Annotated in this window: 12 protein-coding genes; 5 read left to right on the top strand and 7 right to left on the bottom strand. The window is 59.3% G+C overall.

Annotation, left to right across the window (positions count from 1 at the left end; all coding sequences use genetic code 11):
* Positions 1-35: 35 nt before the first annotated feature.
* The 4 genes from KIO74_RS25115 to KIO74_RS25100 are packed head-to-tail and all read left to right on the top strand — an operon-like array spanning position 36 to position 3758.
* Positions 36-932 (top strand): carbohydrate ABC transporter permease, encoded by an 897-nt coding sequence (locus KIO74_RS25115; protein WP_213337733.1) that lies wholly within the window; start codon positions 36-38, stop codon positions 930-932.
* Positions 925-1770: a carbohydrate ABC transporter permease gene (locus tag KIO74_RS25110; RefSeq protein ID WP_213337732.1), complete on the top strand. Its 846-nt coding sequence runs from the start codon at positions 925-927 to the stop codon at positions 1768-1770. The genes KIO74_RS25115 and KIO74_RS25110 overlap by 8 nt, the downstream gene beginning before the upstream one ends.
* A 34-nt stretch (positions 1771-1804) precedes the next feature.
* Positions 1805-2641, top strand: a complete 837-nt coding sequence (locus KIO74_RS25105) for a sugar phosphate isomerase/epimerase family protein (protein ID WP_213337731.1) — start codon at positions 1805-1807, stop codon at positions 2639-2641.
* Positions 2642-2669: 28 nt separating this feature from the next.
* A complete protein-coding gene (locus KIO74_RS25100; RefSeq protein ID WP_213339224.1) occupies positions 2670-3758 on the top strand; it encodes a Gfo/Idh/MocA family protein in 1089 nt (362 codons plus the stop codon).
* Here the strand turns inward: KIO74_RS25100 and KIO74_RS25095 are convergent, their stop codons facing one another.
* The 6 genes from KIO74_RS25095 to KIO74_RS25070 all read right to left on the bottom strand — a co-directional run bounded on the left by KIO74_RS25095 (position 3759) and on the right by KIO74_RS25070 (position 10553).
* Positions 3759-4796, bottom strand: a complete 1038-nt coding sequence (locus tag KIO74_RS25095; protein WP_213337729.1) for an NAD(P)-dependent alcohol dehydrogenase — start codon at positions 4794-4796, stop codon at positions 3759-3761. It lies immediately after the preceding gene.
* Positions 4797-4906: 110 nt separating this feature from the next.
* The gene (locus KIO74_RS25090) at positions 4907-6283 is read right to left on the bottom strand and encodes an FAD-dependent oxidoreductase (protein ID WP_213337727.1); all 1377 of its coding nucleotides are present in this window, start codon (positions 6281-6283) and stop codon (positions 4907-4909) included.
* Between the two features lie 31 nt (positions 6284-6314).
* A complete protein-coding gene (locus tag KIO74_RS25085) occupies positions 6315-7160 on the bottom strand; it encodes a carbohydrate ABC transporter permease (protein WP_213337725.1) in 846 nt (281 codons plus the stop codon).
* Positions 7160-8122, bottom strand: a complete 963-nt coding sequence (locus tag KIO74_RS25080; protein WP_213337723.1) for a carbohydrate ABC transporter permease — start codon at positions 8120-8122, stop codon at positions 7160-7162. The genes KIO74_RS25085 and KIO74_RS25080 overlap by 1 nt, the downstream gene beginning before the upstream one ends.
* Positions 8119-9369 carry an ABC transporter substrate-binding protein gene (locus KIO74_RS25075; protein WP_213337721.1) on the bottom strand — a complete coding sequence of 417 codons (1251 nt, stop codon included), beginning with the start codon at positions 9367-9369 and terminating at the stop codon, positions 8119-8121. Before KIO74_RS25075 ends, KIO74_RS25080 begins: the two co-directional genes overlap by 4 nt.
* A 302-nt stretch (positions 9370-9671) precedes the next feature.
* A complete protein-coding gene (locus tag KIO74_RS25070) occupies positions 9672-10553 on the bottom strand; it encodes an AraC family transcriptional regulator (protein ID WP_213337720.1) in 882 nt (293 codons plus the stop codon).
* Between the two features lie 165 nt (positions 10554-10718).
* Between KIO74_RS25070 and KIO74_RS25065 the strand changes: the two genes are divergently transcribed.
* A complete protein-coding gene (locus KIO74_RS25065; protein WP_213337718.1) occupies positions 10719-11687 on the top strand; it encodes a carbohydrate kinase family protein in 969 nt (322 codons plus the stop codon).
* 51 nt (positions 11688-11738) lie between these two features.
* On the opposite strand, the gene KIO74_RS25060 is transcribed toward KIO74_RS25065, so the two are convergent.
* Positions 11739-12176, bottom strand: coding sequence for a GlcG/HbpS family heme-binding protein (locus KIO74_RS25060; protein ID WP_213337717.1), 438 nt, complete (start codon positions 12174-12176; stop codon positions 11739-11741).
* Between the last annotated feature and the right edge of the window lie 2 nt (positions 12177-12178).

The raw sequence follows: 12178 nt of genomic DNA, 5'->3' as shown, positions 1-12178 counted from the left end.
CTCGTTTTTAGTATTCCAAGCAATCCGGTGAGGCGATGCATTCAACTCTAGCGAACCTGCGCGCGAAGGCGAGAGACTGGCTTCTCCCCGCCAGTTTTCTCGCCCCAGCGCTCCTTGTTCTCATTGTTATCAACGTCATTCCGCTATTTTACACGATTACGACCAGCTTCCAGAATTACTATCTTCCAAAGAGCTTTGAGCGCGGCTTCAACGGGCTTGACAACTACGCCGAACTGGTACTCGATCAACGTTTCTGGGCGGCAGCGGGACGCACCTTCATCTTCGTGACGGCTTCGCTTATCATCGAGCTGGTGCTTGGCTTTGTCATTGCTCTCATGCTGTTTCGGCAGCGGTGGGCCGTCGGCGCGCTTCGCGGGTTGATCCTGCTGCCGATCATTATCACGCCCATTGCAGTTGCCTTCGTCTGGCGCCTGCTGTTCAGTCCGAGCCTTGGGCTGCTGAACTATCTCCTGGCGTTTGTCGGCCTGGGCCCGTTCGAGTGGATCTATAGCCCAAATCAGGCGCTGATCTCCCTGATCATCGTGGAGGTCTGGCAGCACACGCCCGAGCTGATGCTTATCATCTACACCGGGTTGCTCACGCTTCCGGAAGAGCTGTCGGATGCGGCCCGCATCGATGGCGCCAATCCCTGGCAGGTCTTCAAGAATATCAAGCTGCCTCTCTTGAAGCCGATCCTCATGGTCGGGATTGTTTTTCGCGTGATCGCGCTCCTGAAGACCTTCGATGTCTTTTACATTGTGGGGCGTGGGGGGCCTGGAACGTCGACGGAGACACTGGCGCTCTATGTCTATGCGTCCGGGTTCAGCTTTCTGCGAATGGGATATGCATCCGCGCTGGCGATGGTGCTTTTCTTGATCGTCCTGGCGTCCACCATTCTCATCGTTCGCTGGGGAGACGTGAAAATTGGCTAACGCACGCGACCGCGATCGCCCCATCACACTGGGGGATATCCTCAACACCATCGGCCTGGTCATCGTCGCGATCGTGTTCATCATGCCGATCTTCTGGGCGATCCTGATGTCGCTCAAGACGCGCGCTGATGCGCTCTCGATGCCGCCGAAGTGGCTGTTTGTGCCGACCTTCGAGCATTACCGCACGGTGTGGAACGAAGGCTCTCTGCTTGATTACACGCAGAACAGTCTGATCGTGACCTTGTCGGCGACGGCGATCGGATTGATGCTTGGTGTCCCGGCGGCGTATATCCTTGCGCGGCGCCATTTTCGGGGGAAGCGCACCCTGCTTCTCGGCATTTTAAGCACACGGATGATTCCGCCGGTCGCGTTCATCATTCCGTTTTTTGTCATCTTTACGAACCTCGGCCTCAAGGACACCTATACGGCTCTGGTTATCGTCTATCTGACGATCATACTTGGCTTTGTGATCTGGATGATGAGGAGCTACATCGTCGATCTTCCGATCGAGCTGGAGGAGGCCGCGCGTATCGATGGTTGCGAACAGTGGCAGACATTTCGCTATGTCGTTTTGCCATCTTGCAAGCCGGGCTTGGCAACCTCCGCGATCTTTTCATTCATCTACGCCTGGAATGAGTTTCTCTACGCGATGGTTCTGACCAATCGTCATGCGAAGACGTTGCCGCTGGGCATCTATAATTGGGTTTCCTACGAAGAGGTGCGATGGGGCGAGCTCACGGCGGCGGCCGTTCTGGCGATGCTGCCGGTTCTCGTCTTCTACCTCTTCGTTCAACGCGCCCTTGTGAGAGGCCTCACCATGGGCGCGGTCAAAGGCTGACTATCGGCATACTATAAGTGAGGACGATGCCGCGATGAGCACTGTCAACAAGACGACTGGCCTGGTGACCAAGATCCGGACCGAACATGAGAACATCATCTCCGGCGTTCATGATCTCGGCTTCGACGTATGTCACCTGTCGGCGTATAATCCTGCCGCCTTGACGGATGAGATCAAGGAGCACTTTCGCAAGGAAATGAAGCGGCTCGCCATGGAGGTCACGGGCTTCTGGGCCGGCTGGCCCGGGCATGTGGTCTGGGATTTCGTCGGTGGTCCGATCACCACAGGCCTCGTCCCGCCGCATCTGCGCGAGGAGCGCATCGCCATTACCAAATATGCGTCGGACTTTGCGGCGTCTCTCGGGATCAAGATGGTGATGACGCATATCGGCTTCGTGCCGGAAGATTGCAATGAACCAACCTACAAGTCGTTGGTGCCTGTGGTGCGTGACATTGCAGCCCACTGCAAAGCGAACGGTCAGGAGTTCTGCTTCGAGACAGGGCAGGAGACGCCTGTCACGCTGTGCCGTCTGATCGAGGACGTTGGAATGGACAATGTAGGCGTCAATTTCGACGCGGCTAATCTGATCGTCTACGGCAAAGCCAATCCGGTGGATGCTGTCGACATCTTAGGCCCTTACATTCGCCAGGTTCACATCAAGGATGGCTGCTATCCCGTCGATACGAAGAAGCTCGGCAAGGAGATGCAGCTTGGCGAGGGGCAGGTTGATCATCCCGCGCTGTTGAAGAAGCTCGTCGGAATTGGCTTCAACGGGCCCTGGATTATCGAGACGGAGTTCACGGGTGAGACGCGCAACGCGGGCATTCTGAAAGCGAAGGCTCAACTCGAAGACTGGCTGTCCGCGTTCTGACTGATTGGCTCAGGAAGAAGAAGATATCATGCCAGAGAAAGTCAGAATACTCATCGTTGGCCTTGGCAACATGGGGCTGTCGCACGCCGAGGCGTATCGGCAGATCGATGGTTTCGAGATCGTGGGCATCATGAGCCGCACGATCAAATCCAAACAGTTGCCGCCGGGATACGACATGTATCCGCTTTACGAAGACCTGGATGAAGCACTGGAGCACACCAGGCCTGACGCGGTTTCCATCAATTCCTGGCCGAATACCCATGCGAGCTATGCGATCAAGGCGATCGAGGCCGGTTGCCATGTGTTCATGGAAAAGCCCATCGCGACAACGATTGAGGATGCGGAGCGGGTTGTCGCCGCGGCGAAGGCACGGGATCGAAAACTCGTTCTTGGCTATATTCTTCGGGTTCATCCGTCCTGGATACGCTTCATCGAGATCGGAACGTCTTTGGGCAAGCCGCTGGTCATGCGCTTGAATCTCAATCAGCAGTCCAGCGGGCCTGCTTGGTACTGGCACAAGAATCTCATTGATTCACTGATCCCCATTGTCGATTGCGGCGTCCATTATGTCGATGTCATGTGCCAGCTGACGGGCGCCAGACCCGTCCGGGTCCATGGCATCGGCGCCAAGCTCTGGGCGGAGGCGGCGCAGGACAACTATGGGCATCTGCATGTGACCTTCGATGACGGATCCGTTGGCTGGTATGAGGCGGGATGGGGACCCATGATGAGTGAAACGGCCTATTTCGTCAAAGATGTCATCGGGCCCAGGGGTTCGGTATCCATTGTGGCTGGGCGAGACGACGACGAAGTTGTGGCGCGTGACACCATGTCCGGATCCGCGGATCTCGACCGACATACCAAAACAGATACCATCAGGGTTCATCATGCGGTCGTCGATGAAAACAGGAATTTTATCAGACAGGATGAAGTACTTCTTATGGATGATGAGCCAGGGCATCATGAGTTATGTAAGCGGGAGCAGGAATATTTCCTGAGATCTATTCGCGAGAACCTCGACTTGTCGCAATCAATGGCTGCCGCGGTGGATAGCTTGCGCATTGTCCTTGCCGCGGAGCGCAGTATCAAGGAAGGACGGGCGGTCGAGTTGACGTAGTCAATCTTCGAGGCGGATCTGGAGCTTGACGTCGGCCGGCCGCGCCTCAGCGGCGCGCTCGAAGGCGGCAATGGCTTCCTCGAACTGGAATGTCGCGGAGACGAGAGGCTTGAGATCCACGCGGCCAGATCCCATCAAGGCAAGCGCCCTGTCATACTGATGCGCGTAGCGAAATACGGTCTCCACCTTCAACTCTTTCGTCGACAGCCGGGCGACATCGAAGGGCACGGGATCAACGGGCAGTCCGACCGCCACGATGGTGCCGCAAGGACGGGGCAGATCCACGATGTCGGACCAGACGACCGCAGAACCCGAACATTCGAAGACGACGTCGGCCCCCCACCCCCCCGTCAATCGCGCGACTTCCGCCAGGAGGTTGCCTTCGCGCACGTTCACGGGGATCACGCCTTCATAGGATGCCGCGATGTCGAGTTTCGGCCGAGCGATATCTGCTACGACGGCCCGCGCACAACCGCCGGCCAAGGCGGCGATGGCCACCATGATGCCGATTGGCCCGGCGCCGATGACAACGGCGGTGTCACCCGGCTGGATCTTCGCCTTCGCTGCGGCCTGCATCCCGACGGCGAATGGTTCCACCATCGCAGCCTCAGCGAAGCTGATGGAATCCGGTATCTTGAAGGTGAAATTCGCGGGATGCACGACGAAGGGCCGGATGACGCCATGTACCGGCGGTGTAGCCCAGAAAGTCACGCTTGGGTCTACATTGTAAATGCCAAGACGTGAGGCCCGCGAGTGAGGATCAGGGAGGCCTGGCTCCATACAGACACGGTCTCCTGGTTGGAGGCTGGTCACGCCCTCGCCGATGGCGACGACAGTACCCGCGGCTTCATGGCCGAGCACCATCGGCGCATCCACGACGAAGGGGCCGATGCGGCCGTGCGTATAGTAGTGCACATCGGAACCACAGATACCCACAGTGTTCAGCCTGATCTTGACTTCGCCGTGTCCCGCTTCCGCTTCGAGATCGATATCGCGAAGGGCCAGTTTGCGGGGGCATTCGAGAACGAGGGCTTTCATGGATAGGCTCCAATGCCGGGCCTGCTCGGCGAGAGGTATGGAAGAATGATGCGGGCCTGCCCCGAACTGGGGAAGAAAAGCCGCTGCCTGGTACGGAGGTGGGTCTGATATCAGCCCGGGTAGTCAATGATCGCGTCCTGAGCGCGCAGATCCTGCTGGATACGGCTTGCATCAAGAGCACGCGGTTCCGCGGAGGCCGCTGCGGCGATCGCCGCGGCGACGCCGGCGGCGTGCCCCATCGCGGCGCAGGTCGCGCCGACCCGCGCGGAACCAAGTGCCTCCCTGTCAGCCGAGAAGCATCGTCCGGCCACCAGCAATCCATTCACATTGGTCGGCAGAAGGGATCGGTATGGGATGCGATAGGGCAGGGGCACATACATCGCATGATGGCCGATTGCGTCCGTTGTCGGATGCACGTCGATCGGCCAACAGCCAAGGGCGATCCCGTCGTCGAAATCCGTGCGGCCGAGGATGTCCTCGGCTTTCAGCGTGTAGACGCCCTCGAGCCGCCGCGTTTCCCGGATTCCGATCTGCGTGCTGGTCTGGATAAGCCGTCCCGCGGCAAAGCCCGGCAAATGTCTCACGAAATAATCGACGATTTCCGCTGTTTCGCGACGACCTGCGAGCTCGGCCCGCGTGAGTTCCGACGCAACGGAGGCATCGCCGGTGATCCGTGTTGAATTCACCCAGATTACATCCGCGTCGAGGCCGCCGAACCACGGCCCGCCATAGCGCGGCAACCGCCCGCTCTCGCGCTCTGCCTGCATGTGGTCGGCATCGACCACCACGTCCTGCCGTACCGACGCGTATTGGCTGAGTGTGGGCTCACGCAGATAACCCGGCTCCGGACCGATGGGGGGAGACACTGGCTTATGAATGTCCTTGTCGGTCTCGATCTGGAGATTTCCCATCCTGAATGACATGGTCATCGGCTGGAGCGACTGGCCTTTGGTCCAGCGCGCACCGGCGCGTGCCATGACATCGCCATCGCCCGTGCAATCGACCGTAACTCGTGAACGGATGGCCTGTCGGCCTTCGACATTCTCGATACACAGTCCCTTTACGGCACCATTCTCGAGGATCGGATCGGCGCCCCAACAGTGAAAGAGGAGATCGACGCCCGCCTCCGTCACGAGATCATCGGCAACGCGCTTCATGATCTCCGGATCAGAGTTCAGGACAAAGCCCGTATGGTCCTGACACCCGTTCAACGCGGCCGCTTTGCGGATCCATTCCCCAGCCACGCCACCGACACAACGGTGGTAAGGCCGAAGCCAGGAGTTGAAGCCAGCGAGTGTCAAGACCATGCCCGCGGTCCACATCCCGCCCAGAAAGCCGTGGCGTTCGACGAGGAAAGTCCGCGCACCCGCGCGCGCCGCACCCACCGCGGCAGATACGCCGGCTGGCCCACCGCCGACGACCAGAACGTCAACATCGGCAATGACCGGTATATCTTTCGCTTCCTCGCGATAGACTGTATCGTTCACAGTAATTCCTCCAGCACTGGTCGCTTCCGTTTCAGCCCTTCACCGCACCGGATGTCATGCCGCCGACAAGATAAGGTTGCGCGAACCAATAGACTGCAAATACGGGCAAGACGGATAGAACCCCCGCCGCCATCAGCTGGTTCCAGCTCGTCTGCACTTCGCCAATGAGAGAGGCGATACCAACGGGAACGGTCCAATTCTCCGCCGACAGCAACAGCGTCCGGGCAAACAAAAGATCGACCCAGCTTGCCGTCGCGGCGAATGCAACCGTCGCCGCCATTCCGGGTCTCGCGATCGGAAGGACCACGAACCAAAGCGCCGTCATGGCGGAACAGCCATCAACTTTGGCCGCCTCGTCGAGTTCGCGCGGTACATCATCGAAATAGTTCTTCATCATGAATGTCGCGAACGGGATGATCATCGACGCGTTGGCGAGAATGACAGCGGTATGGGTGTCGAGGATCCCCGCCCAGCGGAACAGCACGAAATAAGGGAGCACGAGGAGCGTGCCCGGCAGCACGCGCCCCAGCAGGAGCACGAAGGCGATGCCGCTCGCGGTTCGGGACTTGAACCGCGACAAGCTGTAGCCCGCAAGCGTGGCGCAGAGCGTGCTGAGCAAGGCGGAGCCTACCGTTATCATCGCCGAATTCAGGAACCACCGGGCGACGGGATATTGCCGGACCAGCGTTTCGAACGCGGACAGATTGATGTCGGCGATCTTAGGCAGGAGGTCGGGGTTGCGTGACAGGATCGATGAGGTTGGCAGAATGGACGTCTGAGCCATCCAGTACACGGGAAACAGCAGGAGCACTGTCAGCAGCCCCGCGAGGAAAAGGCGAAGCGTCGATGCGAGACGGGATTCGGCCGCAGCTGTCATCAGCGCTGCTCCACCTTCATCTGCCAGCGCACGAAGCCGAGCACGCTGATCGCGACAATGACGAAAGTCAGCACGCCCAGCGCCGAAGCGGCGGCCATGTCGAACGCCTCAAACGCGAGGTTGTAGATCCTGATCGCGATCGTATCGGTGGCCCCCTGCGGTCCGCCCTTCGTCGACGCGTAGATGAAGTCGAACTCGCGGAAGACGTACATGGCGTTGAAGACGAGCGCGACGATTGCATAGCGACGGATGCTGGGCCAGGTGATCCATTGGAACTGACGCCGTCTGTTGGCTCCATCGATCGAAGCGGCTTCATAGAGTTCACGCGGGATCGTCTGCAGCGCTGCCAGCAGCATGATCGTAAAAAAAGGATACGTCTTCCATACGGTTGGGAAAATAACCGCGGCAAGGGCAAGCCGCGAATCGCCGAACCAGTTGATGTCCTGCGTCGCGAGGCCAAGGGTCCGCAGCAGGAAATTGAGAACCCCAAAGGACGGCTGCAAAATCCACAAAAAGGCGATCGTGGCTGTGATGCCCGGGACGGCCCAGGGCAGCAGGATAAGCGTTCGAAACAAGCGCTGTGCGGGAAACTTCTCATTCAGGATCAGGGCTGTCGCGAGGCCCAGCCCGAAGGCGATGATCGACGAACCTGCGATATAGGTTCCACTGATGGAGAGACTATGCCATGTCGCGGGATCCGACAGAACCCGGAAATAATTGCCCCAGGTGAAGTCCGCCTTAAGTATCAAGGCGATATTGCCGAGCTTGACGCTCTTGAAGCTGATGATCAGCAGAAGAACGAGCGGAACCAGCAGGAGCGCGCCGATCAGCGCGGACGACGGCGCAAGCAGGGCGAGCGCAAAGCCATATCCCTCCTGCGGCGTGGCTCCATGCCGTGCTCTCACAGGGCGCGCCAGAGCGGCAGCGCCCCCGAGCGCTGCCGTTTCCGCGACGCGTGTCATGGCGTGATGCCCTTGGCGTTCAGCCGTTCCTTGAGTCCGGCAAGGGCCTCCTTTGTGGAGGCCTGCCCCTGCAAGATGGTGCGTAGCGTGTTGGTCAGTTCCGTTGAGAACGCCGCGTAATTTTTGCGGACGCCATAGTATTCGTTGGGGACCAGCACCTGCGCGTTCTCCGCGGATTTGGCGATAACGATCGTATCCCTGTCCTTCAGTAGAGCTTCATCGACCCCCGGCCGCGCAACCGGCGATTTCACCAGCTCGACATAAGATCTCATGAGATCCGGGGAGGCAGCCATTTCCGTAAAGGCCCAGGCAAGTTTCACGGTCTCGGCGTCGGCCTCCTGGGGTATTGAAAAGCCGTGGCTGACGTCGCCCGGAACGACCTTGAAGGGCATGGTCGCGAGGTGAAGATCACCGACGACATCCGGTTTGGCCGCGGCGGCTACGTTAGGCCACACGGAGGGGTTCTCGATCATCATGGCCACGTTGCCGTCGTAGAACGCCTGCCGCTTGGCATTGATGTCGGTGCCACGTGGCGCATATTTCTGGCCGATTTCGCGCCAGAGGTCGATGGCCTCGACGACAGTAGGATCAGTAAAGTTCCAGGCGCCATCTTTCGCCCACTGGCCGCCGAGGCCGCTGACGAACTCAAGCGCGTCGCGCATGAAGTTGACTGTATTATCGTCAGTAATGGCAAATCCGTATTTGCTATCCTTTGTAAGCGCCTTTGCGGCGGCAAGCAATTCGTCCTTGTTGGTTGGGATGGCTATGCCGGCATCCTTGAACATCTTCTCATTGACGAAGAAGACATAACCATAATGTACAAGCAGCACGCCGTAATTGACACCCTTCCACGACATGGCCGCCTGATTGTCCGGCCATTTGGTCGCGATGTCGGTCCCGGCAATACGGTCATCGACATTCTTCAGAAAGCCTGCCTCCGCCCAGGCCGGCAGGTTGATCGTCGGCAAGGGCACATGCACGATCGAGGGCGCGCTGCCGGCGACAAACCGTGTCGTCAGGGTCCGAATATAGTCGCCGAAGGCTATATTCTCGATTTTGACGTCAACTCCCGGGTTAGCCTTTTCAAATTTCTCCTCAATGACTTTCCACCAGTCCTTGAGGCCGGGTGAGGTCGCCGTCCAGGTCGTGACGGTGAGATCCTTCGCCACCGCGCCCGAAATCAGCGAACCGGCCATCATTGAGGCGCCGAGCGCCAAGCCGAACCACCGTACAAAAGCCGTCGTCATGGTATTGTCCTCCCAGCTTATCCTTGGTCTCGCGGCGAACCGGGACAACTGAGATAACAATACTCCGGAGCTAAAGCGCCAGCATCGCGCTTGCGCAAAACCTGTGATTTTTTGCGCGATGGAGATAAAAAAAGGGGGCAAGGCCTACGAGGCCTGCAAAATTGTGTAGACTGATGCGCGGTTCGTTAATACTCATAATGGACGGTTGATCGCGCGCCGTGCACGGGGGCGTCGAGTGTTATGGTCGGGAATGGTCGCTCGTTCCGCATGTTCCCAAATTTGCGGGGCAGCGTGACGCCTGCTCAATCCATCGTGCGAGAAAGTCTGCGATAGGCGCTTGGCGTCATGCCGCGCTCCTCGCGAAAGTTTCGATTGAAGCTGGAGATATTTGCATATCCCACATCAAAGCAGATGTCCGTGATCGGCCTTTGTGTTTCGGCGAGCAGCCTGCTGGCTTCGCCTATTCGCAATTTTCGCATATAATCAACGAAGTTATGCGCGGTGTTTTTCTTGAAGAAACGTGAGAACGAACTGGAAGACATGCCGACATGGGTCGCAACGTCCTCCATGCTGACCTCATGCGGGAGCCTGGCGAGGATGAAGCTCATCGCTTTTTCGATATGGTCCGAGGCCGTCCGGTCGAGGGTAGGAACGTAGCTGGAGGTGGCGAGTGGTGTCCGCTCTTTTGTGGTCGCCAAAAGGTGGAGCAATTCGAGAAATCGTATCAGACGCGTTACTCCGCTCGCCGTGCTGATTTCCTCCATCAGGTGGGCCCCAGCGCGAGCGCTCTCGTCATGAAATTGCCAGCTGCGGTTGAAAACCTCAAGGCTGGACAAAAAACTTCGCAACTCCGGGAAGAGGCCGGCCGCCTTTTCGAGGAGGCTGGGATCGAACTGGATGACCAGATCCCGATCGGTGACAACTTCATCGGGATGGAGATCGGTTACCCAATTGTGGGGGACATTGGAGTTTACAAAGGCTAGATGACCGGGGCCGAAAGATCCAATGTAATCTCCGACGAATACGCGGCCGGTAGAGCGGCGGATGAGGTGAAGCTCATGTTCAGGATGGTAGTTCCAACGCGCGACCTCGCAGGGAAAATCATGCGAGACACATCGGAAGCTGTGTTCGGGGCTTGCTATGATGCGTTCGAGGGCGGGGCTTTTCGTGATCGATCGTGACATGATTTCCGCTCATATGGCCTATCGCATCAAGGCAAAGGGGGGCTGTGGGCGGCCATGCAACGCACTGACGCCAAGAGATGCCCGTGTTTCTTTATAGCCATCCGAAGCCAACCTCAAAACCGGGACATCCACTGAGCCCGTCCAGCCCCTGAATGAGCAGCCATCATGATCCTTGTCTGCGGCGAGGCCCTCGTCGACCTGTTCGTCTCTGTTGATCCGGTGAATGATGTGGCGACGACGGCGTTGCTCGGCGGATCTCCCTTCAATGTCGCGATCGGCCTCGCACGGCTTGGCGCCCGGACGGCCTTCTTCGGGGGGATCTCCACGGATCCCTTCGGCCGGGCGATCGGCCGGAAACTCTTGCGGGAAGGGGTCGATACCTCCTTTGCCAAGCATAGCGAGCGTCTTTCGACAATCAGCGTTGTGGCAACTGACGAGAACGGCCAACCGAGCTATTCTTTCCACGGCGAAGACAAGGCCGACCGCGATGTCACGCTCGCGGATCTTCCCGGACTGGAGCATGAATTCGAGGCGATCACACTCGGGTCCTACACACTTGCCGTGCCGCCGGTGTCTGACGCCCTGCTGGCGCTTGCGCGGCGTGAGGCGGGACGCGTAACGCTCTCGCTCGATCCAAACGTCAGGCCCTCGGTGACATCCGATATCGCAGCGTGGCGTTCGCGGTTCGAAACATTCCTGCCTTACGCTGATATCATCAAGGCGAGCGAGGAGGATCTCCGCATCGGCTATGGGGCCGGGTGTGACATGGAGGGCCTGGCCACCCAGTGGCTGCTGAGGGGGCCGCGCCTCGTCGTTGTCACGCGGGGCGCGCAAGGAGCCTCGGCCTTTCTCCGCGGGTATCCAGAGGTCCTTGTGGAAGGGCGCCCCGTGAGGGTGTCCGACACAGTCGGCGCCGGCGACAGTTTCCATGCCGCGCTGCTCGGCTCCCTCAGCAAGATCGACCGTCTCGTCCGTCCTCGCCTTATGGACCTTGGGATTGAAGATCTCCGCGAGGCCCTGGATTTCGCTATCATGGCCTCATCGATCACCTGCGCGCGAAAAGGAGCGGATCTGCCAACAGAGGCCGAAGTCCTTGAGGTCATGAAATCGCGGCCGGCCGGCCGGGGAGCATGATCAGGTTTCACGCCTCGGGCGCGACGGAGGCCTGAAGACTTTCCCGTCCATTCAGGCCTGATCGCCAGTATCCGGGGACAGGCCCACCGTCTTGATACCGGCGACGGCGCAGATCTCGTCATTGACAGACGTGTCGCCGCTGATGCCGACCGCGCCGACGATCGCATTGTTCGCGTCGCGAATGAGGACGCCGCCGGGCACTGGCACCATGCGTCCGCCCGACATGGCGGACAGCGCGCCAAAGAACTGCGGCACGGCATCGGCGCGGCGCGCCAGTTCGCGGCCACCAAAGCCCATGCCGAGCGTGCCCCAGGCCTTGCCGATGGCGATTTCAGGGCGGAGCAGGGAGGCGTTGTCTTCGCGCATGAGGCAAACAACTGTGCCGCCGGCATCGAGCACGGCGATGGTCAGTGGGGCGAGCTTCAACTCCCGGCCCTTGGCCAGGGCCGCCGTGCTGATGGTCTGCGCTTGCGCAAGAGAGATGCTCATGG

Source organism: Chelatococcus sp. HY11 (assembly GCF_018398335.1).
Lineage (GTDB): Bacteria > Pseudomonadota > Alphaproteobacteria > Rhizobiales > Beijerinckiaceae > Chelatococcus.
This window is presented reverse-complemented; position numbering and strand designations above follow the sequence as displayed.